Consider the following 23961-nt stretch of genomic DNA (forward strand, 5'->3'; position numbering starts at 1 on the left):
CCCAGGACCCCACCGGCCTCACCCACATCGGCGCCCGCCACTACGACCCCACCCAAGGCCGGTTCATCTCCGTAGACCCCCTCGTCAACCCCGACAACCCACAAACCCTCAACGCCTATGCCTACGCCAACAACAACCCCACCACCTACACCGACCCCACCGGACTCGCCTTCCTCGAAGGCAACGGCGGTGCATACGGAGAAGGCAAAAAGACCCTCCCCGGCAGCCGAAAAACCACAACTGGAACACCGCTGGTAATCCCAGTCAAAGGCACCCCCCGAAGCGCCGGTAGCCCCGGCGGTTCAACACCAAAAGCAGGCGGGGGCGGCTCCGCATCAAAGGGCTACGCCTGCGGAAAGTATGGCACGTGCGGCGGAGAAGCTAAGCCCGAAGCCGAAGCCTGCGGGAGTTGGAACGGATGGTGTAGCTCTCAGACCGGGGGTGTAGATGCTCACCGCGAATGGCTCAATGAGATCAGCGGTGTAGCCGACTTCACGCGATGTGGCGACGGCCAATGGCAAGGATGTCTGCTGTTCGCAGCGATGTTTATTCCTGGCGGACCAGTTGCAAAGTACTCCGCGAAAGCAGCTCTATTTCTCCGCACCGCCTGGCTGAGGAAATTGGGCAAGGCGTGTAGCTTCAGCGGCGACACCGAAGTCCTGATGGCCGACGGCGCCACCAAACCGATCGAAGACATCACCGTCGGCGACACGGTCATGGCCACCGACCCCGAAACCGGCGAAGAAGGCCCCCGCGAAGTCACCCACCTCTGGATCCACGACGACCACCTCGTCAACCTCACAGTAGCCAGCGGCAACCTCACCACCACCGAAGACCACCCTTTCTGGAACCACACCGACCAACAATGGCAGCGAGCCGACGCACTCGACCCCGGCGACCGACTCCTCGCCGCCACCGGCGAAACACCCCCCGTAACCGGCGTAGACTGGACCACCACCCGACACGACACCGCCTACAACCTCACCGTCGCCGACATCCACACGTACTATGTGCTCGCCGGCAACACCCCGGTCCTCGTGCACAACACGGGCGGCTGCCCCATATCCGGATTCAAGAATGGGATTAGCGCGGGTGAGGTAGACGACATCAACAGGAGCTTTGGAGGCGAGTTCCTGTTGAACGGGTCGTTTGACAACACGATGATCAACGCCAGCAGGTATAACAGCTTCTGGGACAAGTCGGCTGTTGTCATTCGCGATATCGCCGGGGGTCATATGTACAACAACGGAAATAAGCGAACCGCCCAGGCAGTTGTCGAGCAACTAATGCAGCGCAACAACGTTGTGAGTGGTCCGACTTCGGCTGGCCTTCGTAGTGTCATCGACCGCGTGGGCAAGGGGCAACTCAGCAGCGTGGAGGACATCTCCGCAGCTCTTCGGGGATACTAGGAGAGTGGGTGCAGCCATGATCGAAGACCTCATGGAGCGTTTGGCGCGGGCGGGTGTCACCGCCATCATTAAGATTGACCATGAGCGTTACGCGGAACAAGGAGAGCCTTGGACGCTCGTCATCTCGGGGCCGGCCCTTGGTGATGGTGGATTCGTCCGAGCGGAGGAGGCAACGTTTGCCGAATGCGTTCGAGTGGGACTCTCTCGGTTGCGCGACCGCGACGAGCGTTGGCATTGGGTGTCTGATTTCCTGCCGGAGTAGTTAACCGATCTGGCGTGGGGTGCAGCGGGTGAATCCGTTGCGCCCCCTGCTGGTCGAGTCGTCTGAACTCGCGCTACTACTGTGCGTTCTTTTTCAGCTGTTTTGTGCATCGGCGTGCGCGGTCGTGCGTCCCGGTTGATGTCAAGGCTGATGTCAGATAGTCAGTACGACCGTGAATGTATCGATGTCTACATCGTGGGCATCTGGGTGGTCGTGGGCGACTGGTTGACGTTGGGCTTGGTCGCGGGTGTGTCCGATTCGGTGCAAGGAGGCGGCTTGCCTGGTGCCTCGGCGCGTAGCGTCGTGGCGTCGATCCCCGGAACCCGCTGCGGTGCTTGCCCCGAGTGGGGATCGTCACGGCCTGTTGCCGTGTCGTAGCGGTTTCTCGCTTCTGTTGTCCGTCGGGTGCGTGCGCGCGGGCCGAAGGTGTAGCGCGTGCGCGCGGCCCGGCCTTGGCCGGGTCGTTCTTGATTACGTATAGCTTTTCTTGGCCAGACTCTTCTGCTCGTAGTTCCGCGAAACAGGATGAAGTGAACTTCTCGGGCGTTCGTTGGTCTTCGTGCTGTCCTGGCGGCGGTCGGCGTCGTGGCTGGGGTGGGCGCCGTAGGCGTCTGCCCGCGTGGTGTCGGCGTCTGCGGGGCCGTAGTGGTCTCCGGGGTCAAGGGACGCCCCGTAGGGCGGTCGCTGTGGCGATGCGGTAGCGCCCTTGAGGCCGGAGGGGCGGCCTCGTACCCTCACGGCGCCGGCCGCTGCTGGTCTCCTCCGGATCCTTGGGCGTGCTCCGCCGGTCCGTTTGTGCCGGCGGTCCGCCTGTGGCTGGGGTTGTGCGTGGGGGTTGCTGTCACCGTTGCTGTCATGATCGATGATCGTGGTTCTTCGGGGCGGCAAGCCCTCCCGAAGTCGCAGGTAAAGCCAGGCGTGACGTAGCGTAGTCGCCGGTCGCGTCCACACGTACTATGTGATGGCTGGCGACACGCCGGTGCTCGTACACAACACCAATGGCTGCACTCCGCTGAGTCAGTCAACCTTAGATGAGGCATTCGGCCTTGCTAACACGCCACAAAAATTGGAGCACGTGATTGACCCCGCAAAGCATGGATTCGGAGACCTTGTTACTGCTGCAGGAGGCAGGTCCGAAGCGATGCGTGCAATCACCGATAGCCTGCGCTGCACCTGCGGACTTCCTGCGAGGGGGCCTTTCGAGGTTCAGCGTGAGATTTATGGTGAGACGGTGACAATCCGAGGTGCAATGGTCAATGGTGTGCCTCGAATAGGAACCGCGTTCATTCCATCGAAGTTCCCTGGAGCGTCGTGATGAGCATCCGTCTAGAGGTCGGTCGGGGTGAGGATTTCCCTCGTCCCCTGACTGCCCTCGAATACCAGGTCATCCGGGCGATTCTGATCGACGGCGTTCCCGGCGTGGCGGAGCTCAGGGCGCAGCTTGAGTCAGCAAAGGTGTCAGCTCAATGGCAGCCGATCGGGTCGCCGAGCATTGACCTCGATATACCGGCTGATCTGCCTACTGCGCACGTAGCGGAGGGTCCATGTCCGGTCGATGCCCAAGTCTACGATGCAGATGAGAACTACGTTGGCGAGCTGCTCCTCTGGCTTTCAGGGGGACGACTTTCCTCGCTTGAATTCGCCTGGGTGACGGACGAGATACCGCTCTCGCTGCCTCCCACAAGTCGGATTAGAGTCAGCCGCCGCTAATCCTTATGGCGGTTCTCTGGCGCGGGCGATCTTCCGCGCGGCGCAACCCGGCGAGACCGACGAGCAGATCAACCGCCGTGTCGAAGCCCGGTTGTTGCGCCAGACGATTGTCAAGGGCCGTGACGCGCCGCAGCTGTGGGCGATCCTGGATGAAGCGGCCGTCCGGCGAGGGGTCGGCGGCAGCGACGTCATGCGCGAGCAGCTCACCCCACCTCGTGTCGTCCAGCAAGCAGGCGAACGTCACCATTCAGGTGATTCCGTTCCATACCGGTGCCTACATGTCGATGGACGGCGGCTTCATCATCCTGCGCTTCGCTGAGGCCGAAGACCCCGATGTCGTCTGTGTCGACATCAGAACTCGTAGCCTCTACGTCGACGAGCCGGCCGAGGTCAGGCGATATACGCTGGCCTACGAGCAGTTGCTCGCTCTGGCGGCGACCCCCGACGAGTCGATCAAGCTGATCGAAGCCGCCATGGAGGAGATGAGATGAGCCGGACGGACACGTTCGACCGCGACCGAGCGGTCTGGCGCAAGAGCACCCGCAGCAACGGCAACAGCGGCGACTGCGTCGAGGTCGCCGACAACCAGCCCGGCGCCGTCGGCGTCCGCGACTCCAAAGACCAACACGGCCCGGCGCTCGTCTTCGCGCCAAGCGCGTGGGCGGCCTTCACCCACAGCGTGCGTGCCGGCAGGTAGGACTCGGACTGACCCAGGCGCGCCCGGAAGGCTGATCGTCGCCCAACGCCTCCGGCCGGGGTTGTCGGGCTGGCCGCTCCCGGGGGCCATGGAGACGCGGTACCGCGTGGTACAGTGCGGTGCATGACGAGGATCACGCTGCGGGAGTTCCGTGATGGCGCGGGTCGGGTGCTGGACTCGGTCGAGCGCACCGGTGAGCCGGTCATCATCACCAAGTACGAGCGGCCTGTCGCCGTCCTGGTTGGCATCGACGAGTGGGAAGAGATCGAGGCGTTCCGAGACCGCCGGGATGCCGCGGTGATCGCCCGTTCCCGTGCCGAGGGCCAGTTCGTGCCGCTGTCGGCTGCCCTGGAGTCGCTCGGGGTCGATCCGCGCGAGGTGGAGGCGCTGCTGGTTGACCGGGCCGGCGGTGCGGCGGCGTGAAGGTCCAGATCGACCGGGACGTGCTGGTCTGGCTGCACAAGCAGCCACGCAACGTCTTCCTGGCCGTCCTGGGAGCGATCCTCGGTCTGGTCTCCGATCCTGCGCCGCAGAGCTCGACCGAGATGCGCGATGGGTCCGGGCGTCGGTTGCGCGTCGGTGACTACCGGATCCTCTACCGCCTCGACAGCGACGAGTTGACCATCCACGCCGTCGGACACCGCAAGGACGTCTATTCGTGAGTAGCCCGGTCTCGGCGGCCATGCCTGGACCCAGAGTGTGACTCAAGGCGGGTGGCGCTGCGGGACAGCAAGGACGTGTCCGGCCCGGTGCTGGGGTTCGGCCCGGCAACCTGGTCGGCCTTCATCGACGGTGTGAAGACCAGCCGGCTCGACCGCGAGTGATCGCATTCGACACCGATCGACTGCGCGCGACCGGCGTCAGCGGTGACCCTGACGTCTTGGTCAGTGCAGGGGGCCGATCTCGGATTCGATCGCGGTGCGTAGTTCCCGGCCGGCGACCACCTCTCGGACGGCTTCCAGCACCGGGGCCAGGAAGACATCTGGCCCTGGCTCGCCGGCGAGCTTGCCGACGATCTCGACCGCGGCCTGCCCGGCCGGTGACGGCCGCAGCGGGGCGCGCAGCTGCAGGCCGCGTACGGCGGCGAGCAGCTCCACGGCGAGCAGGCTGGTCAGGTTGTCCAACACCGTACGCAGCTTGACGGCGGCCGCCCAGCCCATCGACACGTGGTCCTCCTGCATGCCGGAGGTGGGCACCGAGTCCACCGAGGCCGGCGAGGCCAGCCGCCGGTTCTCGGCGACGATCCCGGCGGCGGTGTACTGGGCGATCATCAGTCCCGAGTTGACCCCGGCGTCCGGGGACAGGAATGCCGGCAGGTCCCGGGACCGGTTGACGTCCAGCAGCCGGTCCACCCGGCGTTCGCTGATCGCCCCGACCTCGGCGGCGGCGATGGCGAGGAAGTCGGCGGCGAAGCCCAGCGGTGCGCCGTGGAAGTTGCCGGTCGACTCGACCCGGCCGTCGGTCAGCACCACCGGGTTGTCCACCACCGACCCCAGCTCCCGGCCGGCCACCGTCGCGGCGAACGTCAGTGTGTCCCGGGCAGCGCCGGCGACCTGCGGCGCGCAGCGCATCGAGTAGGCGTCCTGCACGGCGTGCATCAGGTCGTCGCGGTGCGAGTCCATCACCGCCGAGCCTTGCAACAGCCGGTGGATGTTGCCGGCCGACACCCCCTGGCCGGGGTGTGGCCGGATGGCGTGCAGCTCGGCCTGGAACGGCCGGTCCGAGCCGAGCATCGCCTCGATCGCCAACGCGGCGGTCACATCCGCCATGGTGAACAGGTGTCGGGCGTCGTCGATGGCCAGCAGCAGCATGCCGAGCATGCCGTCGGTGCCGTTGATCAGCGCCAGCCCTTCCTTGGCGGCCAGCTCGACCGGGGCCAGCCCGGCCCGGCGCAGCGCCGCCCCGCCGTCGATCCGTTCACCGGTGCCCGGATCCCGGACCCAGCCCTCACCCATCAGCACCAGGGCGCAGTGCGCCAGCGGTGCCAGGTCACCGGAGGCCCCGAGTGAGCCGTGCCGGGGCACCCACGGCGTGACCCGGTGGTTGAGCAGATCCAGCAGTGCCTGCGCCAGCAACGGGCGTACGCCGGAGCGGCCCATCGCCAGCGACCGGACCCGTAGCACCAGCATGGCCCGGACCACCTCGTCGGGCATCGGGTCGCCGATCCCGGCGGCGTGCGACCGGATCAACGCGTGCTGCAGCTCCGAGCGCCGCTCCGGTGGGACGAAGCTGCTGGCCAGGGCGCCGAATCCGGTGGAGACGCCATACACCGGGCGGCCGTCGCGTTCGATCGACTCGACGATGTCGCGGCTGCGGGTCATCACCGCGACCGCCGGTGGGCTCAGTTCGGCGCGCGCCCCGTCGCGGGCTACCGCCCGCACCTGGTCGGGGGTCATCCCGGTCGGTTCGATGATCACAGTGGGCATGTCGGCGCTCCGTTGTGCAGGACCTGATCGATCAGTGGCACCCCCGGCCGGTAGGCCAGGTGCAGATAGGACGGCGCGTCGAGCAGCAGCAGGTCGGCGCGGGAACCGGGGCGCAGCACCCCGACGTCGGCACGGCGCAACGCCCGCGCGCCGCCGGCGGTCGCCGCCCAGACCGCCTCCGCCGGGGTCATCGCCATCTCGCGGACCGCCAGCGCGATACAGAACGGCATCGACGTGGTGTACGACGACCCCGGGTTGCAGTCGCTGGCCAGCGCGACCGTCACCCCGGCGTCGAGCAGCCGGCGGGCATCCGGGTACGGCGAGCGGGTGGAGAACTCGGCCCCCGGCAGCAGCGTGGCCACCGTCGACGAGCCGGCCAGCGCCGCCACGTCCGCGTCGGACAGGTGGGTGCAGTGGTCGGCGCTGGCCGCCCCCAGCTCCACCGCCAACGCCACCCCCGGGCCGGGCCCGAGCTGGTTGGCGTGCACCCGCAACCCCAGGCCGGCCGCCGCTCCGGCGGCGAGCACCGCGCGGGCCTGGTCGCCGTCGAACGCGCCACGTTCGCAGAACACGTCCACCCAGCGGGCGTACGGCGTGGCAGCGGCCAGCATCGGCCCGGTGACCAGGTCGACGTAGTCGTCCGGGCGGTCCGTGTACTCGGCCGGCACCACGTGGGCGCCGAGGAACGTCGTCTCGATGCTGAACTCCGCCGCCACCCGCAACGACCGGGCCTCGTCGGTGACGCTGAGCCCGTACCCACTCTTGATTTCGATCGTGGTGCTGCCCTGGCGCAGCGCCTCGCGACGCAGCCGCCCGACGGTGGCGCGTAGCACGTCGTCGCCGGCGGCGCGGGTCGCCGCCACCGTGGTCCGGATGCCGCCGCCGTCGTAGCGGACCCCGGCCATCCGGGCGGCGAACTCGCCCGCCCGGTCCCCGGCGAAGACCAGATGCGCATGGCTGTCCACGAAACCCGGCAGCCCGGCCCGGCCGCCGGCGTCGAGCCGCCGGTCGGCGGCCGGTGCGTCGGCGCCGCGCCCCACCCAGGCGATCCGGTCGCCGTCGACCAGCACCGCCGCGTCGGTCAGCAGCCCCAGCGGGCCGCCGTCGTGCGTCGGATCGTTGGTGACCAGCTCGCCGATGCCGGTCACCAGCAGGGTGCCGGCCGCCGTCGTCATCCGGTCGTCACCGCCCGGATCGCGGCGGCCAGTTCGGCCGGTACGTCGAGGTGCAGGTGCCGGCGCTCGGCGACCACCGGCCGGCCGTCCACCACCACGTCGGTGACGTCGGCGTCGGTCGCCGCGAAGACCAGCCCGGCCGGGTCGACCCCGGCGGTACGGACGCTGTCCAGCGCCACGGTGACCAGGTCGGCGCGCTCCCCGACGGCGATCCGCCCGGCATCGGCCCAGCCCAGCGCCTGATGCCCCGCCTCGGATGCCATGGCCAGCAGCTCGGCGGGGGAGAAGTGCCCACGCCGGCCGGTGCGCAGCCGCTCGTGCGCCTCCACCGCCCGCGCCTCCTCGAACAGGTCGATCACCGCGTGGCTGTCGCTGCCCAGGCTCAGCGTGACCCCGGCGGCCGACAGCGGCCCGGCTGGGCCGATCCCGTCGGCCAGGTCCCGTTCGGTCGTCGGGCAGAGACAGACCCCGGCCCCGGCGTCGCCGAGCAGCGCCACGTCGGCGTCGGTCAGATGGGTGGCGTGCACCGCCGTGGTGGCCGGGCCGAGCGCCCCGGCGTCGGCCAGCAGCGCCGTCGGGGTGCGGCCGTGCCGGGCCAGGCAGGCCGCGTTCTCCGCCGGCTGCTCCGACAGGTGTACGTGCAGCGGGGCAGCCCGGCGCGCCGCCCAGTCCGCGACGATCGGCAGTTCGGTGGCCGGCACCGCCCGTACCGAGTGGATTGCCGCCCCGACCCGGACGTGGTCGCCCGTCGGCACCCACGCCTGCGCCCGCCGTGCCCAGGCTGCCGCGTCGGCGTCGCCGAAGCGGCGCTGCACCCCGGCCAGCGGCGCCCCGTCCACCCCGGCGGTCAGGTAGCAGGTGTCCAACAGGGTGATCCGCACCCCGGCGTCGGCAGCTGCCTGCGCCAGCGCGTCGGCCATCATGTTCGGGTTCGCGTACGGTCGGCCCTGCGGGTCGTGGTGCAGGTAGTGGAACTCGCCGACGCAGGTCACCCCGGCCAGCGCCAGCTCGGCGTAGACCGCGCGGGCCAACGCCAGGTAGGTGTCCGGGTCGAGCCGGCCGGCGACCGCGTACATCCGGTCCCGCCAGGTCCAGAAGGAGCCCCGGTCGTCGTGGGTGCGCCCGCGCAGCGCCCGGTGGAAGGCGTGCGAGTGGGCGTTGGCCAGGCCGGGCAGCGTCACCCCGGCGAGCCTCGGTACGCCCGGTGGTGGCGTTGTGACACCGGCGGTGACCGCGGTGAACCGGCCGGCCTCGGCCTCGATCAGCACCCCGGCGGCCGGGCCCGGCCCGCCCAGCCAGGCGTACTCGGCGTACCACCTCATCCGGCGCTCATTCCGCAGCCAGTTCGGCGAGCGCGGCCGCGAGAGCCCGGACCCCGGCGGCGCAGTCGTCGTCGGTGGCGTACTCGCCGGGGGCGTGCGACACGCCGGTCGGATTCCGTACGAAGATCATCGCGGTGGGTACGTGCCCGGCGAGGATTCCGGCGTCGTGCCCGGCGGCGGTCGGCAGCACCGGCACATCGACCCGCAGCCCCGACCCGATCGCCGTACGGATCTGCTCGGCCAACGCCGGGTCGAACGCCACCAGTGGACTGTCCGACTCGGGCGTCACGGTGACCGTGGTGCCGTCCGAGGCGGCCCGCGCCGTCGCGTCGGCGGTGATCGCCTCGACCAGCTCGGCCAGAGTCCGCGGGTCGGCGGCCCGCGCGTCCAACCAGGCGTGCACCTGGGCCGGGACCGCGTTGGTGGCGTTCGGTCGCACCTCGACCCGGCCGATGGTGGCGTGCCCGCCGAGCCACCGGGCGTTGGCATCGGCGGCGAGCACCGTGTGCGCGCAGGTCAGCATCGGATCCCGGCGGTCGACCATCCGGGTGGTGCCGGCGTGGTCGCCGGCGCCGGTGAACTCCAGCCGCCACCGCCCGTGTGGCCAGATCATGCTGGCCACCCCGACCGGGGCATCGAGGTCCACCAACGCCCGACCCTGCTCGACGTGCAACTCGACGAAGACCCCGATCCGGGCCAGCCGCGCCGGGTCCGGGCCGGCCGCCGCCGGATCGGCACCCGCCGCGCGCATCGCCTCGGCCAGCATCACTCCGGCCGCGTCGGTGAGCGCCAGCGCACGGGCGGCGGTGACGCCGCCGGTGAGCAGCCGCGACCCGAGGCAGGCCAGCCCGAACCGGGAACCTTCCTCCTCGGCGAACGCGGCGACGATGACCGGCCGGGCCGGGACGAAGCCCTGCTCCCGTAGCTCGTCAACGGCGAGCAGCGCCGACACGATGCCGAGCGGGCCGTCGTAGCCGCCGCCGTGCGGCACCGAGTCGAAGTGGCTGCCGGTGACCACCGCCGGGCCGGCCGGGTTCACCCCGGCCGGCACCCAGTCGGCCCACAGGTTGCCGTTGCCGTCGGCCCGCACCGTCAGCCCCCGGTTGGTCGCCTCGGCGACGAACCAGTCCCGGCAGGCCAGCTCGGCCGGTGACCAGGCGTACCGCAGGTAGCCGCCGGTGGCCGGATCCCGGCCGATGCCGGCCAGCTCCGCCCACAGCGTGCGGAACCGCTCCACCAGCGGGTCGTCGCCGGTCAGCGGGTCGGCGGCCGTCATCGGTGCCTCATAGGGATCGGCAGGTCGTGGGCGGTGGCGACGTCGCCGGCCAGTTGGTAGCCGGCGTCGACGTGGCGCAGTACCCCGGTGGCGGGATCGTTGCGCAACACCCGCTCGATCTTCTGCCCGGCCAGCGCCGATCCGTCGGCGACGCAGACCTGTCCGGCGTGCAGCGACCGGCCGATACCGACCCCGCCGCCGTGGTGGATGCTCACCCAGGACGCGCCGCTGGCGGTGTTGACCAGGGCGTTGAGCAGCGGCCAGTCGGCGATCGCGTCCGAGCCGTCGGCCATCGCCTCGGTCTCCCTGTACGGGGAGGCGACCGAGCCGCAGTCCAGATGGTCCCGGCCGATCACCACCGGGGCGGCCAGCTCACCGCTGGCGACCATCTCGTTGAACCGCACCCCGGCGAGTTCCCGCTCGCCGTACCCGAGCCAGCAGATCCGCGCCGGCAGCCCCTGGAACGCCACCCGTTCACCGGCCAGCTTGATCCAGCGGGCCAGCGACTCGTTGTCGCCGAACAGGTCGAGGATCGCCCGGTCGGTGGCGGCGATGTCGGCCGGGTCACCCGACAGCGCCGCCCACCGGAACGGCCCCTTGCCGGCGCAGAACAGCGGCCGGATGTACGCCGGGACGAAGCCGGGGAAGTCGAACGCCCGGTCGAAGCCGCCGAGCCGGGCCTCGTCGCGGATCGAGTTGCCGTAGTCGAAGACCTCCGCGTCGGCGTCGGCGAACCCGACCATCGCCGCCACGTGCCGGGCCATCGACTCCCGGGCCCGCTCGGTGTACTCCTGCGGCGCCCGGCGGGCGTACTCGGCCGCGTCGGCCAGCTCGACGCCGACCGGCAGGTAGCTGAGCGGATCGTGGGCGCTGGTCTGGTCGGTGACGATGTCGATCTCGACACCGTCGGCCAGCAGCTGCGGGAAGACCGTCGCCGCGTTGCCCACCACCCCGACCGACAGCGCCCGCCGGTCCCGCCGGGCGGCCTGGGTCAGGGCGACCGCCTCATCCAGCGAACCGGCGACGGTGTCCAGGTAGCGGGTGGCGACCCGGCGGGCGAGCCGCTGCCCGTCGACGTCGACGATCAGGCACACCCCGCCGTTCATGGTGACGGCGAGCGGCTGCGCCCCGCCCATCCCGCCGCAGCCGGCGGTCAACGTGAGCGTGCCGGCCAGCGACGCCGTACCGACCCGGTCGATCCAGGGCGGTGGCGCGGTCGGGTCGGCGCCGTCGGTGTGCGCGCCGCCGCCGCTGGCGGCGGCCAGTTTCGCGGCGACCGCCGCGAACGTCTCGTAGGTGCCCTGCAGGATGCCCTGGGTGCCGATGTAGATCCACGAACCGGCGGTCATCTGCCCGTACATGGTCAGCCCGAGCTGCTCCAGCCGGCGGAACTCCGGCCAGGTGGCCCAGTCGCCGACCAGGTTGGAGTTGGCCAGCAGCACCCGGGGTGCCCACTCGTGGGTACGCAGCACCCCGACCGGCCGGCCCGACTGGACCAGCAGCGTCTCGTCGTCGGCGAGCTCGGTCAACGTGCGGACCAGGGCGTGGTAGGACGGCCAGTCGCGGGCGGCCCGCCCGGTGCCGCCGTACACCACCAGGTCGTCGGGGCGTTCGGCCACGTCCGGGTCCAGGTTGTTCATCAGCATCCGCAGCGCGGCCTCCTGCGGCCACCCCTTGGCGGTACGGGTGGCGCCGCGCGCCGCCCGGATCAGCTCAGCCATCTCATGGGTCCCTTCCGATGTCAGCTGATGTCAGTCGACGAACACGTTGCGTTGGCTGGCGGAGCGTTCGAACTGCTCCAGCCGCCGTTGTGCCTCGCCGGGTGCGGCGTCGCAGATCGCCTGCAGCAGCACCATCGCCATCGCCATCGGCGCGGCGTGCAGGTCGAACACGAGCTGATCGCCGACCGGGGTGGGGAGCACCAGGTCGGCGTGTTCGGCCGCCGGACTCAGCGCCGAGTCGGTGATCAGCACCACTGCCAGGCCGATGGCGCGTGCCTGCGTCAACGCGTCGATGGCCTCCCGGGGGTAGCGGGGGAGCACGATCGCCAGCAGCGCGGTCGCACCGGCCTCCCTGGCCTGTTCGAGGCGCTCCGCCAGCAGGCTGCCGCCGTTGTCGAGGATCCGTACGTCCGGGCGGACCTTGGCGGCGAAGAAGCCGAAGTAGTTGGCCAGCGGGGCGGCGGCCCGCAGCCCGAGCACCGGCAGCGGATCGCTGCCGGCGAGCACGGTGCCGGCGGCGGTGAGCCGGTCCCGTTCGCCGAGCTGGTCGGCGAGCATGCCCAGGTGCTGGGCCTCGGCCCGGATCGCCCGCTGCATCTCGTTGTCGGCGGCGACCCGCCGCTGGTCGCCCCGGCGGGACCCGCCGCGCGGTGCGGGTGTGCCGGTGGGCGGGTTGACGGCGAACTCGCGTAGCCGGCGGCGTAGCGCCGGGTAGCCGTCGTAGCCGAGGGCCATCGCGAACCGGGTGACCGAGGGCTGACTGACCCGGGCCAGCTCGGCGACCTCGGCGGCGGACAGGAAGGCGGCGGAGCCGGCGTGCTGCACCAGGCTGTGTGCGATCCGTCGCTGGGTGGGAGTGAGTCGTACGCCGGTGAACAGGTCGAGCACCCGTTCGGCCGAAGCGACCGGTATGACGTCACTGTCATTCACCACGACACTGTATGCATAGAATCATTCAGTCGGCAACGGTGCCGCTATCGTGACGGGCATGCGGGTCGCTGCGTTGTACACGTACCCGGTCAAGGGGTGTCGCCGGCTCGACCACGACGCCGCCCGGGTCGAACCCTGGGGCCTGGCCGGCGACCGACGCTGGATGATCGTCGACCCGGACGGTGTCGGACTCACCCAGCGCGAGGTCCCCGCCCTGGTCACCATCCACCCCCGACTCGCCGCGGACGGACTCACCCTGCACACCGCCGGCCGGCCGGCGCTCGTCGTCCCCGCGCCGGTCGACGGCGAGCCGGTGCCGGTACGGGTCTTCCGGGCCAAGGCCGTGGTCCCCGCCCGCCTCGCCGACCCGGCCGCTCAGCGCTGGCTCAGTGACCTGCTCGGCCGCCCGGCCCGGCTGGTCTGGCTCGCCGACCCGACCGTGCGGGCCGTCGACCCCGACTTCGGTCGAGCCGGCGACGTGGTCAGCTTCGCCGACGGCTACCCGCTGCTGCTGGCCAACACCGCGTCGCTGGGCGTCGTCAACGACCGGCTCGTCGAGACCGGTGACCCGGCCGCGCCGCTGCCGATGCACCGGTTCCGCCCCAACCTGGTGATCACCGGAGCACCGGCCTGGGCCGAGGACACCTGGCTGGGTCAACGGATCCGGATCGGCGACGTCGCGTTCCGGGTGGCCAAGACCTGCACCCGCTGTGTGGTCACCACCACCGACCAGGACACCGGCGAGCGCGGCCACCAGCCACTTCGGATCCTCGCCCAGCACCACCGCGGCCCCAGAGGTGTCCTGTTCGGGATGAACCTCATCCCGGACGGCACCGGCCGGATCGCCGTCGGCGACCTGGTGCAGTCCCCGGCGGTCGCCGACTCTTAGGTCTCACTTAGGACTGTTGCCCCGGTACGTGGCAGTAGGGCAGCATCACGTTTCGTGACCGACGACGGACCTGGTTCCCATGCCCGCCGGCCTCGCTGGTCCGGCTGGACCGCCCGGACCCGCTGGCTCACCGGCGGCGGCGTGGCGACCGGCACCGCCGTGCTCGGCCTGCTGCTCGCCGCCCAGGTCGGGGCCAGCCCGGCCTGCGCCGCACCACCGACCGGCGGCACCACCTACCAGGGCAGGGCGACCTTCTACGACTCGCAGGGCCAGGGCGGCAACTGCTCCTTCGACAGCGCCCCGGCCGACCGGATGTACGTCGCGCTCGGCCCCGACGAGTACGCCGACGCAGCCGCCTGCGGCGGACACCTCGACGTCACCGGCCCACGTGGCAGCGTCCGGGTCGTCGTCATGGACCAGTGCCCGGAGTGCGCGACCGGCCACATCGACCTGTCCCGGGAAGCGTTCGCCCGGATCGCCGACCCGGTGCAGGGCATCGTCAGCGTCAGCTACCGGGCCGTGGTCGACCCGTCGACCGGGCCACTCGCGTTCCGGGTCAAGGAAGGTGCCTCGCAGTGGTGGTTCGCCGTACGGGTCACCAACCACGGCAACCCGCTCACGGCGGTCGAGGCAATGGGCGGCACCGGATTGCGGAAACTGGTCCGGCACGACTACAACTACTGGCTCGCCGACGGCGGACTCGGCCCTGGCCCGTACACGCTGCGGGTCACCGACGTGGCCGGCAACCAGGCCACCGTGTCCGGTGTCGAACTGGCCCCGGCGCAGACCCAGATCACCGACGTACGCCTGTACGGTGCCGGATCGGGCTCGGCCACCGGTTCCGGCTCGTCGTCAGGTTCCGCCTCGGCTTCCGGCGGGTCCGGTGAGCGGCCGCCGCCGGCCACCCCGCCGGCCACCCCGTCGGCCGCCCAGTCACCGACGGCGAGTCCAACGCCCACCGGGTCGGCCACGGCGGGTCCGTCGCAAGCCACCGGTGCAGCGGGCTTCGGCGCGGCGGACACCGGATCGGTGGAGCCGGTAGCCGCGCTCGCCGACCCGCCGTCGGACTGCGGCTGACCGGTCCGATCGGGTCAGGCCAGGTCCCGCCACATGATGATCTCGTCCCGGTCGTCGCCGCCGGCCACCCGTAGCGCGCCCGGCAGCCGGCCCACCTCCCGGTAGCCGCACCGTCGGTAGAACGCGGGCAGACCGTGCCCGTCGCGGATGGTGACCTGCAGCGCCGCCAGGCCGAGTGACCGGCCGACCCGCTCTGCCTCGGCCATCAGGGCCAGGCCGTGGCCGCGACCCTGCCGGTCCGGCGCGACCACCACCCGTTTGAGCACCCGCCAGTGCTCCTTGAGGTCGAACCGGTTGCTGGTGATGAAGACGAACGCGGCCAGCCCGGCGGCGTCGAAGCCGACGAGCAGCCGGTCGATCCCGGCGGCGACCCCGGCGAAGGCGGCCTCGGCGGTCGGGCGGACGTCCGCGACGCTCACCGGAGCGACGAAGCCGACCGCGCCGCCGGCATTGGTGGCATCCGCCCAGACGGCGATCACCCGCTCGCGCAGGTCGGCGTCGAGCGGCGGATCAAGGACAAAACCCAGCTGTACGGACAGTGGGGAACTCATTGCGATGTGCTGACTCCGTGCATGCCTGGGTGACTGGTGCTGGGTAGGGCCGGCGGGACTCGAACCCGCACCGTCACGGACCTAAACCGTGTGCCTCTGCCAATTGGGCTACGGCCCCAAACGCTACTAGTTTACGCGCCGAGGAGAGGGTAGCCGAATCTCGGGCTGGCCGACGACCGGCTCGGTCCCGGCAGTTCGACACGGCGGCTCGCCTGTCGTCAGGGTGCGACGAGACCCGGCGTAGGTCTCCGTCTGGCTGTGGCAGTTGGGGCAGAGCAACCGCAGGTTGGTCGCCCGGTTGTTCAGGAAGTCGCCGTCGCCGTGCTCGACGTGCAGCGTCAACGGCGCGTCCTGCCAGGTCGGGCCGGTCCCACAGGTCGCGCACCGCTCCGGGACGCCGATCGACAGCAGGGCCCGCTTCAGCCGGAATCCCGGCGTCCGCCGAGATCCTCTCGGGAGCCTGACCAGTAGCATCGGCGGGGTCAACCGGTAGTATCCGCGCTGACCTCGATTGTGGGCACTGCCGGTGAAATGAGAAGTGTTTATGCCGTAGAACTTCAGGCGGCGACTGATATGCGCATGTGAGCCCCCGCTGACCCGGATCCCCAGATGGCGCAGCACATCGGTCACGTTGTGGCACTGCTCGGCGGCGGCGGCAAGCCGCTCACGCGTGTATTTCTCTCTCCCCATGACCGAATGCTATTGATGGGGTACGACATTGTCGTCGATCATGGACTCAGGTCCGGCAATCGACGCGGAGATCGGGGCTGGCCTATCGGGGCTGGCCTGGAGTCAGTGGGCTCTGCTCAGTTGAGGCCGAGGTCGCGGCGGAGCTTGGCGACGTGGCCGGTGGCCTTGACGTTGTAGAGCGCCCTGGCGATCCGCCCGTCGGCGTCGATCACGAAGGTCGACCGGATCACGCCGGTGACCGTCTTGCCGTACAGCTGCTTCTCGCCGTAGGCGCCGTACGCGGTCAGCACGGTCTTGTCCGAGTCGGAGACCAGCGGGAAGGTGAGGCCGTCCCGCTCCCGGAACTTGGCCAGTTTCTCCGGTTTGTCGGGGGAGATGCCGACCACCTCGTAGCCGGCGGCCTGCAGCGAGGCGAGCGAGTCGCGGAAATCACATGCCTGCTTGGTGCAGCCCGGGGTCATCGCCGACGGGTACGCGTACAGCAGCACGTTGCGCCCGCGTAGCTCCTTGAGGGCCAGCTGGTCGCCGCTGTCGGTCTGCAGGGTGAATTCCGGGGCGGAATCGCCCGGCGCGAGGCGGACGGGGCCCGCGGTGGCTGCGGAGGTCATGGCCGGGAGCCTACCTGCCGTGTCGGCCGACGGCCTGCCGCCATAACTGGCTACTTGCCAGCTCTATGCAAGAGCAGAAGCAGGGAAATACGCTGACCTGGCGATCGCCCGAACCCCCTTCTCGGGAGGCAACACGTGGACCACCTCGCACTTCATATCCAGAACGGGGTGCTCAACGGCCCCGTAGCGGCCAGTTACGCCGTCATCGCCGCCGTCGCCTTCGCGTACTGCGTGGTCCGGGGCCGCCGCGACCTCGACGACCGGCTGGCCCCGATGGCCGGCCTGGTCGCCGCCTTCATCTTCGCCGTCCAGATGCTCAACTTCCCGGTCCTGCCCGGAGTCAGCGGTCACCTGCTCGGCGGGGCGCTCGCCGCGCTGCTGGTCGGCCCGTGGGTCGGCGCGCTGTGCGTGTCGATCGTGCTGATCGTGCAGGCACTGCTCTTCGCCGACGGCGGGGTCACCGCCATCGGCCCGAACGTCACCAACATGGCGCTGGTCGGCACCGCCGCCGCGTACGGGCTGATCTTCGTCCTGCTGCGGGTGCTGCCGCGCACCCCGACCGGGCTGGCGGTCACCGCCTTCGTCGCGTCGGTGGTCAGCGTGGTCGCCGCCGCGTTGAGCTTCGTGCTGCAGTACGCCATCGGCGGCACCACCGCGCTGCAGGACGTCGGGCTCGGGCAGGTGCTGGCCCTGATGACCGGCACGCACGTCCTGATCGGCGTCGGTGAGGGGCTGATCGCGGCGGTCACCGTGCTCACCGTCGCCAAGACCCGCCCCGACCTGGTGTACGCCCTGCGTGGGCTGCGCCGCCCGACCAGCCAGACCGGCCCGACCCCTGGCCAGACCCCCCAGACCGGTACGACCACCAGCCAGTCCGTTTCCGCCGGAGGTGCGGCATGAAGCGCAACACCGGATTCATCCTGGCCGGACTGCTCGTCTCGCTGCTGTTGGCCGGCGTGGTCAGCAACTTCGCCTCCGGCTCGCCGGACGGGCTGGACTCGGCGTCGACCCAGGGCTGTGAGCTCGCCGACGAGGAGATCGTCGACGGCACCTGCATGGCCTCCGGCGCGCAGGACCACGAGTTGGCCGACAGCCCGTTCGCCGACTACGGCCTGACCGCCGTGGACAACGACTTCATCAGCACCGTGGTCGCCGGGGCCGTCGGGGTGCTGCTCACCTTCGCCGTCGCCGGTGGGCTGTTCTGGCTGGCCCGCGGTCGCCGACCGGAGGAGACGGCGGACGCGTCGACAGACGCGCCGGCCGGCGCCTCAGCCAGTTCCGGTGTCTCGGCCGGCGAGCGGTAGAGGCTGATTCGGGATGGGCGCGGGGCACGTGCAGCTGCTGCACCTGGAGCGGGCCAGCCCGGTGCATCGTCTCCCGCCCGAGACGAAGATCGCCGCGATGGTGGCCTTCACCCTGGTGGTGGTGGCCACCCCGCGCGAGCAGCTGTGGGCCTTCGGCGGGTACGCGGTGCTGGTCGCGGTGGTCGCCGCGCTCGCCCGGGTGCCCGCCGGTTGGCTGGCCCGCCGGTCGCTGATCGAGGTCCCGTTCGTGTTCTTCGCGTTCGCGCTGCCGTTGCTGGCCGGTGGTGAGCAGATCGTCGTCGCCGGTGTCGGCCTGTCGGTCGAGGGCCTCTACGGCGGCTGGAACATCCTGGCCAAGGCGACCCTCGGTGTGCTCGCCTCGCTGCTGCTGGCGGCGACCACCACCGGCCGGGATCTGCTGGTCGGTCTGGACCGGCTGCGCTGCCCGACGATCATCACCCAGATCGCCACGTTCATGCTGCGCTACGTCGACGTGCTGGTCGACGAGGCGCGGCGGATGCGGATCGCCCGGATCTCCCGGGGTGACGATCCGCGTTTCCTCTGGCAGGTACGCGGGTTGGCGGCCGGTATCGGGGCGTTGTTCCTGCGCGCGTTCGAGCGCGGCGAGCGGGTCTACCTGGCGATGATCTCCCGTGGCTACACCGGCCGGATGCCGGTGGCCTGGCACGACAGCGGCGGGGCGTCGGTCGGTCAGTGGGCGCTGGCGGCGGCGGTCCCGGCGACGGCGGCTACGATCGCGGCCGTGGCGATGTTGCGGTGACCGGGTCGACCGATGGCGGAGGGTCGCGGTGACCCGGCCGGCCGGGGAGCGCCCGCCCGCCGAGGACGGCTCGGCGGTGCCGCCGTCGCTGCGGGTCAGTGACCTGCACTTCGCCTATCCGGACGGCCATCAGGCGTTGAGCGGCGTGGAGCTGACCGTGCCGAAGGGGTCCCGGGTGGCGCTGCTCGGCCCGAACGGGGCCGGTAAGACCACGTTGGTGCTGCACCTCAACGGCGTGCTGCGCGGCGACAGCGGCCAGGTCGAGGTCGCCGGCCTGAGCGTCGACGAGCGGCGGGCGACCCTGGCGGAGGTGCGTCGCCGGGTGGGCATCGTCTTTCAGGACCCGGACGATCAGCTGTTTCTGCCGACGGTCGCCGAGGATGTGGCGTTCGGCCCGGCCAACCTGGGTCTGCGTGGCACCGAGTTGGCGGCGCGGGTCGACGAGGCACTCGCCGCGGTCGGGATGGCCGAGCATCGGGACCGTACGCCGCTGCATCTGTCCTTCGGCCAGCGGCGCCGGGTGGCGGTGGCGACGGTGCTGGCGATGCGCCCGGAGATCCTGGTGCTGGACGAGCCGTCGTCGAACCTCGACCCGGCGGCCCGCCGCGAGCTGGCCGAGATCCTGCACGGGCTGCCGGTGACGATTCTGATGGTCACCCACGATCTGCCGTACGCGGTGGAGCTCTGCGAACGGTCGGTGATCCTGGACGCGGGCCGGGTGGTGGCGGACGGACAGACCGCGCGGCTGCTGGCCGATTCGCGGCTGCTGGCCCGGCACCGGCTGGAGCTACCGGTCGGCTTCGATCCGCTGCTCGCCGAGCGTCAACTCGCCGCGAACCGGTCCGCCCGGCTGGGCACTGACGGTCGGACCGGCACTGACGGCTAGGCCGCTGCGGGCCGGCCCGGTGGCGGCCCGCATCCGGAGTACCGCGCCGAGCGCGACGGCCGCACCGGCGGCGAGCACGACGGTGACCGCGACCCGTGGCCACCACCCGGGGCCGGGGACCGGGGCGATCGCCCGGGTGAACACGGCGGCGTTGCCCGCCCCGGCGAAAATGGCCAGGCAGGTGCCGGCCAGGGCGAGAACGAAGTCGGTGCCGGAGCGGCGGGTCAGCGCGTACCCGGCGGCGGCCAGCGCGCCGAGCCCGGTCAGCAGCGCCCAGACCGGGCCGTCGACCAGGGTGCTGAGCATGCTCAGCGGCCCGGCGGCACCGGCCTCGACGGATCGGGCCAGCGCGTAGCCGACCGCGGTCACCCCGCCGATGATCAGACTGGCGGCGGAGAGCCGACGCGCCGCCGTCGGGTTGCGCCGGGCCGCGATGGTCAGGGCGACGACGCCGAGTACGGCGGCCAGCAGCGTGCCGCCCCACCAGTGCACCGGGTCCGGTGGCGGAATCCAGTCCAGGGTGCCGCGCAGCTCGAACGGCGTCACGCCGTCGCGGAGCGGGACAGTCCAGTCGCGTACCCGGTGCTGTTGGTCGGGCGCGGCGCGGACCGCATCGGGCGGGCCGGGGTCGAGCCAGTAGGTCCGCTGGTCGTGCCAGCGGGCGACCGGCTCGGTGCTGATCCGCTGCCAGGCAGAGGGCGCGGCCGGGTTGGCGTCGTCGGGCACCGGGGTGTCGCCGGCCAGCGTCTCGTTCTGGTACGCGGTGGGGGAGTGGAGGTTGCGGTACACCCCGTCGGGGCGGATCTCCAGGTACGGCTCGCCGGCGTAGCCGAGGACCTCGATCGGGCGGCCGGTGTGGTTGGTCAACTCCAGGCGGGCACCGGCCTCGACCACCCGTACCGTCAGCCCGTCGACGGCCGGTGCCGTCCCGATGACCGCCACCCGGTAGTCGGTGGCGGCCGGTGCGTCGGCACCGTGTGCGGCGGCCGGTGTCGCGCCGCCGGCCAGCGCCGCCGCCACCAGCCCGGCTAGCCCGGCCAGCCGGCCGGTGGCGGTGAGTGCGGCGGCGCGCAGGCCGGCGGCACGCATGGTCAGCTCGCCGCGTCCACGGCGGCGGTGATCGCGTCGGTGCTGGATCCGACGGTCTCGCCGCCGACCATCACGGTCGGGGTGCCGCTGACGCCGGCCCGGCCGGCCTCGTCGGTGACGTGTTCGGGCCAGTTGCGGTAGGTGCCGTCGCGGACGCACTGGCCGAAGCTGCCGGTGTCCAGGCCGACCTCGCCGCCGATGGCGATCAGCTGCTCGTCGCTGAGTCCGGGTCCGCCTTCGGCCGGCTGCTGCTCGTACAGCGCGGCGGCGTACTCGCTGAACTTGCCGCCGGCCACCGCGCAGCCGGACGCCGCCGCCGACCGCGTCGAGTACGCGTCGTCGCTGAGTCGGTCGAGGATGGCGACGGGGTGGTACACGAGGGTGATCCTGCCATCGTCGACGAGCTGGTCCAGGGTCGGGCCGACCTGTTGTTCGAACTGGCGGCAGGCCGGGCAGAGGAAGTCGGCGTAGAGGTCGACGGTGACCGGGCCGTCGCCGATCGGGACGCCGGAGTCGTTGGCGACCAGGCCGGGCGGTGCGGTGTACTCGCCGTCGCGCTGGGTCTGGTAGACGGCCCAGCCGATCATGCCGGCCAGGATCAGCGCCACGGCGGCGGCGACCGAGGTCCACAGGGTGCGCTGGCGTCGCCGTTCCCGGGCGAGTTGCTCGCGCACCACCCTGGCGGCCTTCTTCTGCTCCACTCGTCGGCTCATCGCCGTCACCCGCCGATCTCGTACTCTGTCCGACTATTCATCTGAAAAACCACGATTCACGACGGCGTCCGCCGATCCGAGGGTGCGCGGGAACCACAGCAGGAACCCGGCGAGGGCAAGAAACGCCAGGTCGCGGGCGACCTCCAGGCCGTAGCTGGGGCTCTGTCCGGCGGCCAGTTCACCGCCGACGCCGAAACACCCGCAGTCGATGCGTAGCCCACGGGCCCAGGCCGAGGTGATGCCGGCGATGAACACCATCAGCAGCCCGGCCGAGACCCCAGCGGCCAGCCGGGTGGCCAACCCCACCAGCAGCAGTACGCCGAGCGCCAACTCCACCAGCGGCAACGCCGCGCCGATGATCATCGCCAGGTCGTACGGGAAGATCTGGTAGGCGTTGACGGCGCGGCCGGAGCCGGCCAGGTCGGTCACCTTCGCCCCGCCGGCGATCAGCCAGACGGCGGCCAGTCCGAGGCGGGCGGCGGTGCTGAGCCAGAGTTGAACCGTCGGCCACCGCGTGCCCGTACCAACTGTCATATCCATTGGTCGTTCGACACCCAGCGCCGGGTTCCACGCTGCTATGACGACAAACGCCAAAGTCGGGGTGGAATCCGTCACACTCCGGGTCGCCGCCGGGGATGCGCCCACCCGCCCCGGGCCGCGCCGGGATCGCCGGGATCCGCGCCGGAATCGCCGGAACTTTTCCCGCCAATCAGCCGACCAACCATGAATGAGGGTGAGCCGGGTCGCGCGCGGGCGGCCCGACCGGCGAGCATATGCAGCATGACTGCCGCAACGAATAGATGGACGTCGCGCCTCGCGGCCATCGTCGGCCTGTTCCTGGCCGCCCTGCCCGTGGTCCTGCTCCCCGCCACGGCGGCCAGCGCACACGCCGTACTGGCCAGCACCAGCCCGGTGGTCGACTCGGTGCTGCCCAACGCCCCGGCGGAGGTGGTGCTGACCTTCTCCGAGTCGGTGCGCCAGGTGCCCGACCGGGTCCGGGTGATCTCCCCGGACGGGCAACGGATCGACCAGGGTGAGCCGGTCTTCGACGGCGCGGTGGTCATCATCCCGGTCGACCAGCAGACGACCCGCGGCACCTTCCTGGTCAGCTACCGGGTGATCTCCGCGGACGGCCATCCGGTCTCCGGCGGGTTCACCTACTCCGTCGGCGCGCCGTCGGCGGTGCCCACCGACACCGGCGGTGCCGAGACCGACCCGGTGGTCAGCCGGCTGATCCAGGTCAGCAAGTTCCTCGGGTACGTCGGTCTGCTGCTGATCGTCGGTCCGGCGCTGGTGCTCAGCATGCTCTGGCCACGGCGGCTGGCCCGCTCCGGCCCCGCGCGGGTGGCCTGGACCGGGCTGGGCCTGGTCGCGGCGGCCACCCTGGCCGCCATCTGGCTGCAGGCCCCGTACGTCACCGGTGGCGGACTTGGCACGGTCGATGGCGCGGCGCTGCGCGACGTGCTCGGCAGCGGGCTCGGCGCCGCCCTGCTGGTGCGCCTCGGCGTGGTGGCCGCCGTGGCGGTGCTGCTGCGTCCGTACCTGGCCGGGACCGAGGGTCGCAGCGACCGGATCCTGCTCGGCGTGCTTGCCGTGGTCGGTGCGTTCACCTGGCCGCTGGCCGGCCACCCGGCGGCCTCACCGGTGCCGGCGGTGTCGGTGGTGGTCGACGTCGCCCACCTGGCCGGAATGGCCGTCTGGCTCGGCGGGCTGCTGATGCTCGCCGTGTTCCTGCTGCGTCAGGCCGACGAGCGGGAACTTGGCGCGATCCTGCCGATCTGGTCCCGCTGGGCCGCCCTGGCGGTCTGCGGGCTGCTGCTGGCCGGCACCGTGCAGGCGCTGATCGAGGTCGGCACGCTCGGCGCACTGTTCGACACCACGTACGGGCGGTTGCTACTGGCCAAGATCGGCCTGTTCCTGGTGGTGCTGGCGGTGGCGGCGTACTCGCGGCAGTTGGTGCGCAACCGGACCGCCGCCGGGCGGCCCGGTCGGATGCGTCAGGCGGTGATCGCCGAACTCGCCGTCACCGTCGTGGTGCTGGCGGTCACCGCGGTGCTGGTGCAGACCACCCCGGCGCGGACCGCCGTCGCCGATGACCTGCGCGCCACCAGCAACTACTTCTCCGCCACCCTCGACAGTGAGATCTACTCGCTGCAGATCGAGGTGGATCCGGCCCGGCGCGGCAACAACTCGGTCCACCTGTACGCGTACACCCCGGACAACCGGCCCCAGCCGGTGATCGAGTGGCAGGCGACGGCCGCGCTACCCGCCAGCGGGGTCGAGCCGATCGAGATTCCGCTGCTGCCGCTGACCGACAACCACGCGACCGGCGAGATCAGCCTGCCGACCGCGGGAGACTGGGAGTTCCAGATCACCGTCCGGATCTCCGAAATCGACCAGGCCACCGTGTCCACCACGGTGGAGATCAACTAGAGAGGGTCCCTT

General features: G+C 71.1%; 27 protein-coding genes and 1 tRNA gene. 15 read left to right on the top strand and 13 right to left on the bottom strand.

Translation table 11 applies throughout. From position 1 onward, the window contains the following. The 8 genes from ACFHVL_RS26410 to ACFHVL_RS26445 form a co-directional block, all read left to right on the top strand. A partial coding sequence (locus ACFHVL_RS26410) for a polymorphic toxin-type HINT domain-containing protein (RefSeq protein WP_416631138.1) occupies nt 1–1409 on the top strand: 1409 nt, incomplete at its 5' end. Nucleotides 1410–1425: 16 nt separating this feature from the next. Then, nucleotides 1426–1671, top strand: coding sequence for a hypothetical protein (locus ACFHVL_RS26415; RefSeq protein WP_416631139.1), 246 nt, complete (start codon nt 1426–1428; stop codon nt 1669–1671). Between the two features lie 1777 nt (nt 1672–3448). Further along, complete coding sequence (locus ACFHVL_RS26420; protein ID WP_416631167.1) at nt 3449–3700, top strand: Scr1 family TA system antitoxin-like transcriptional regulator; 252 nt, start codon at nt 3449–3451, stop codon at nt 3698–3700. Further along, nucleotides 3633–3872, top strand: a complete 240-nt coding sequence (locus ACFHVL_RS26425; RefSeq protein WP_416631140.1) for a Scr1 family TA system antitoxin-like transcriptional regulator — start codon at nt 3633–3635, stop codon at nt 3870–3872. The genes ACFHVL_RS26420 and ACFHVL_RS26425 overlap by 68 nt, the downstream gene beginning before the upstream one ends. After that, a complete protein-coding gene (locus ACFHVL_RS26430; protein WP_416631141.1) occupies nt 3869–4078 on the top strand; it encodes a DUF397 domain-containing protein in 210 nt (69 codons plus the stop codon). Before ACFHVL_RS26425 ends, ACFHVL_RS26430 begins: the two co-directional genes overlap by 4 nt. Nucleotides 4079–4201: 123 nt before the next feature. Next, a complete protein-coding gene (locus ACFHVL_RS26435; protein WP_416631142.1) occupies nt 4202–4501 on the top strand; it encodes a type II toxin-antitoxin system Phd/YefM family antitoxin in 300 nt (99 codons plus the stop codon). Next, nucleotides 4498–4740, top strand: a complete 243-nt coding sequence (locus ACFHVL_RS26440) for a type II toxin-antitoxin system RelE family toxin (RefSeq protein WP_416631143.1) — start codon at nt 4498–4500, stop codon at nt 4738–4740. Before ACFHVL_RS26435 ends, ACFHVL_RS26440 begins: the two co-directional genes overlap by 4 nt. A 51-nt stretch (nt 4741–4791) precedes the next feature. After that, nucleotides 4792–4902: a DUF397 domain-containing protein gene (locus tag ACFHVL_RS26445; protein WP_416631144.1), complete on the top strand. Its 111-nt coding sequence runs from the start codon at nt 4792–4794 to the stop codon at nt 4900–4902. Between the two features lie 60 nt (nt 4903–4962). Here the strand turns inward: ACFHVL_RS26445 and hutH are convergent, their stop codons facing one another. Genes hutH through ACFHVL_RS26475 form a run of 6 tightly spaced genes read right to left on the bottom strand, consistent with a single transcriptional unit; the run spans nt 4963 to nt 12928 of the window. Then, entirely contained in the window at nt 4963–6504 is a 1542-nt protein-coding gene (gene hutH, locus ACFHVL_RS26450; RefSeq protein WP_416631145.1) for a histidine ammonia-lyase, read from the bottom strand. Continuing rightward, entirely contained in the window at nt 6492–7679 is a 1188-nt protein-coding gene (gene hutI / locus ACFHVL_RS26455; protein WP_416631146.1) for an imidazolonepropionase, read from the bottom strand. Before hutI ends, hutH begins: the two co-directional genes overlap by 13 nt. Continuing rightward, nucleotides 7676–9001 (bottom strand): formimidoylglutamate deiminase, encoded by a 1326-nt coding sequence (locus ACFHVL_RS26460; RefSeq protein ID WP_416631147.1) that lies wholly within the window; start codon nt 8999–9001, stop codon nt 7676–7678. Before ACFHVL_RS26460 ends, hutI begins: the two co-directional genes overlap by 4 nt. A 7-nt stretch (nt 9002–9008) precedes the next feature. Further along, nucleotides 9009–10277, bottom strand: a complete 1269-nt coding sequence (locus ACFHVL_RS26465) for an allantoate amidohydrolase (protein WP_416631148.1) — start codon at nt 10275–10277, stop codon at nt 9009–9011. Next, complete coding sequence (locus ACFHVL_RS26470) at nt 10274–11998, bottom strand: urocanate hydratase (protein WP_416631149.1); 1725 nt, start codon at nt 11996–11998, stop codon at nt 10274–10276. Before ACFHVL_RS26470 ends, ACFHVL_RS26465 begins: the two co-directional genes overlap by 4 nt. Before the next feature lie 30 nt (nt 11999–12028). Next, a complete protein-coding gene (locus tag ACFHVL_RS26475; RefSeq protein WP_416631150.1) occupies nt 12029–12928 on the bottom strand; it encodes a MurR/RpiR family transcriptional regulator in 900 nt (299 codons plus the stop codon). A gap of 58 nt (nt 12929–12986) precedes the next feature. On the opposite strand from ACFHVL_RS26475, the gene ACFHVL_RS26480 reads away from it, so the two are divergent. Continuing rightward, on the top strand, nt 12987–13817 hold the full coding sequence (locus tag ACFHVL_RS26480; RefSeq protein ID WP_416631151.1) for an MOSC domain-containing protein: 831 nt from the start codon (nt 12987–12989) through the stop codon (nt 13815–13817). A 54-nt stretch (nt 13818–13871) separates the two neighbouring features. Then, entirely contained in the window at nt 13872–14894 is a 1023-nt protein-coding gene (locus ACFHVL_RS26485) for an expansin EXLX1 family cellulose-binding protein (protein WP_416631152.1), read from the top strand. 14 nt (nt 14895–14908) lie between these two features. On the opposite strand, the gene ACFHVL_RS26490 is transcribed toward ACFHVL_RS26485, so the two are convergent. From ACFHVL_RS26490 to bcp, 4 genes are all read right to left on the bottom strand, one after another. Next, nucleotides 14909–15445, bottom strand: a complete 537-nt coding sequence (locus ACFHVL_RS26490; protein ID WP_416631153.1) for a GNAT family N-acetyltransferase — start codon at nt 15443–15445, stop codon at nt 14909–14911. 44 nt (nt 15446–15489) lie between these two features. After that, nucleotides 15490–15563 (bottom strand) — tRNA-Leu (locus ACFHVL_RS26495). 8 nt (nt 15564–15571) lie between these two features. After that, nucleotides 15572–16135 carry a hypothetical protein gene (locus ACFHVL_RS26500; RefSeq protein WP_416631154.1) on the bottom strand — a complete coding sequence of 188 codons (564 nt, stop codon included), beginning with the start codon at nt 16133–16135 and terminating at the stop codon, nt 15572–15574. A 116-nt stretch (nt 16136–16251) separates the two neighbouring features. Further along, nucleotides 16252–16743, bottom strand: a complete 492-nt coding sequence (bcp, locus tag ACFHVL_RS26505) for a thioredoxin-dependent thiol peroxidase (RefSeq protein ID WP_416631155.1) — start codon at nt 16741–16743, stop codon at nt 16252–16254. Nucleotides 16744–16878: 135 nt separating this feature from the next. Here bcp and ACFHVL_RS26510 point away from each other — a divergent pair, with 135 nt between their 5' ends. From ACFHVL_RS26510 to ACFHVL_RS26525, 4 genes are all read left to right on the top strand, one after another. Further along, nucleotides 16879–17643 carry an energy-coupling factor ABC transporter permease gene (locus ACFHVL_RS26510; protein WP_416631156.1) on the top strand — a complete coding sequence of 255 codons (765 nt, stop codon included), beginning with the start codon at nt 16879–16881 and terminating at the stop codon, nt 17641–17643. Beyond that, nucleotides 17640–18047, top strand: a complete 408-nt coding sequence (locus tag ACFHVL_RS26515; RefSeq protein ID WP_416631157.1) for a PDGLE domain-containing protein — start codon at nt 17640–17642, stop codon at nt 18045–18047. Before ACFHVL_RS26510 ends, ACFHVL_RS26515 begins: the two co-directional genes overlap by 4 nt. Before the next feature lie 13 nt (nt 18048–18060). Continuing rightward, nucleotides 18061–18828, top strand: coding sequence for a cobalt ECF transporter T component CbiQ (gene cbiQ, locus ACFHVL_RS26520; RefSeq protein WP_416631158.1), 768 nt, complete (start codon nt 18061–18063; stop codon nt 18826–18828). A gap of 76 nt (nt 18829–18904) precedes the next feature. After that, entirely contained in the window at nt 18905–19714 is an 810-nt protein-coding gene (locus ACFHVL_RS26525; RefSeq protein WP_416631168.1) for an energy-coupling factor ABC transporter ATP-binding protein, read from the top strand. Here ACFHVL_RS26525 and ACFHVL_RS26530 read toward each other — a convergent pair. Genes ACFHVL_RS26530 through ACFHVL_RS26540 form a run of 3 tightly spaced genes read right to left on the bottom strand, consistent with a single transcriptional unit; the run spans nt 19616 to nt 22050 of the window. Further along, complete coding sequence (locus ACFHVL_RS26530; protein ID WP_416631159.1) at nt 19616–20803, bottom strand: hypothetical protein; 1188 nt, start codon at nt 20801–20803, stop codon at nt 19616–19618. The two genes, ACFHVL_RS26525 and ACFHVL_RS26530, sit on opposite strands and share 99 nt — an antisense overlap. Nucleotides 20804–20805: 2 nt before the next feature. Beyond that, nucleotides 20806–21516 (bottom strand): DsbA family protein, encoded by a 711-nt coding sequence (locus ACFHVL_RS26535; RefSeq protein WP_416631160.1) that lies wholly within the window; start codon nt 21514–21516, stop codon nt 20806–20808. Between the two features lie 33 nt (nt 21517–21549). Continuing rightward, a complete protein-coding gene (locus ACFHVL_RS26540) occupies nt 21550–22050 on the bottom strand; it encodes a MauE/DoxX family redox-associated membrane protein (protein ID WP_416631169.1) in 501 nt (166 codons plus the stop codon). Nucleotides 22051–22287: 237 nt separating this feature from the next. On the opposite strand from ACFHVL_RS26540, the gene ACFHVL_RS26545 reads away from it, so the two are divergent. Then, nucleotides 22288–23949, top strand: coding sequence for a copper resistance CopC/CopD family protein (locus ACFHVL_RS26545; RefSeq protein WP_416631170.1), 1662 nt, complete (start codon nt 22288–22290; stop codon nt 23947–23949). Nucleotides 23950–23961 lie beyond the last annotated feature (12 nt).

This window comes from Micromonospora sp. LOL_023 (genome assembly GCF_048060115.1).
Lineage (GTDB): Bacteria > Actinomycetota > Actinomycetes > Mycobacteriales > Micromonosporaceae > Micromonospora_E.

Coding starts and splice junctions, on each gene's coding strand:
- ACFHVL_RS26415 (WP_416631139.1), top strand. CDS start 1,426: ATGATCGAAGACCTCATGGAGCGTTTGGCGCGGGCGGGTGTCACCGCC.
- ACFHVL_RS26430 (WP_416631141.1), top strand. CDS start 3,869: ATGAGCCGGACGGACACGTTCGACCGCGACCGAGCGGTCTGGCGCAAG.
- ACFHVL_RS26435 (WP_416631142.1), top strand. CDS start 4,202: ATGACGAGGATCACGCTGCGGGAGTTCCGTGATGGCGCGGGTCGGGTG.
- hutH (WP_416631145.1), bottom strand. CDS start 6,504: ATGCCCACTGTGATCATCGAACCGACCGGGATGACCCCCGACCAGGTG.
- hutI (WP_416631146.1), bottom strand. CDS start 7,679: ATGACGACGGCGGCCGGCACCCTGCTGGTGACCGGCATCGGCGAGCTG.
- ACFHVL_RS26460 (WP_416631147.1), bottom strand. CDS start 9,001: ATGAGGTGGTACGCCGAGTACGCCTGGCTGGGCGGGCCGGGCCCGGCC.
- ACFHVL_RS26465 (WP_416631148.1), bottom strand. CDS start 10,277: ATGACGGCCGCCGACCCGCTGACCGGCGACGACCCGCTGGTGGAGCGG.
- ACFHVL_RS26470 (WP_416631149.1), bottom strand. CDS start 11,998: ATGGCTGAGCTGATCCGGGCGGCGCGCGGCGCCACCCGTACCGCCAAG.
- ACFHVL_RS26480 (WP_416631151.1), top strand. CDS start 12,987: ATGCGGGTCGCTGCGTTGTACACGTACCCGGTCAAGGGGTGTCGCCGG.
- ACFHVL_RS26490 (WP_416631153.1), bottom strand. CDS start 15,445: ATGAGTTCCCCACTGTCCGTACAGCTGGGTTTTGTCCTTGATCCGCCG.
- ACFHVL_RS26500 (WP_416631154.1), bottom strand. CDS start 16,135: ATGGGGAGAGAGAAATACACGCGTGAGCGGCTTGCCGCCGCCGCCGAG.
- bcp (WP_416631155.1), bottom strand. CDS start 16,743: ATGACCTCCGCAGCCACCGCGGGCCCCGTCCGCCTCGCGCCGGGCGAT.
- ACFHVL_RS26515 (WP_416631157.1), top strand. CDS start 17,640: ATGAAGCGCAACACCGGATTCATCCTGGCCGGACTGCTCGTCTCGCTG.
- cbiQ (WP_416631158.1), top strand. CDS start 18,061: ATGGGCGCGGGGCACGTGCAGCTGCTGCACCTGGAGCGGGCCAGCCCG.
- ACFHVL_RS26530 (WP_416631159.1), bottom strand. CDS start 20,803: ATGCGTGCCGCCGGCCTGCGCGCCGCCGCACTCACCGCCACCGGCCGG.
- ACFHVL_RS26535 (WP_416631160.1), bottom strand. CDS start 21,516: ATGAGCCGACGAGTGGAGCAGAAGAAGGCCGCCAGGGTGGTGCGCGAG.
- ACFHVL_RS26540 (WP_416631169.1), bottom strand. CDS start 22,050: ATGACAGTTGGTACGGGCACGCGGTGGCCGACGGTTCAACTCTGGCTC.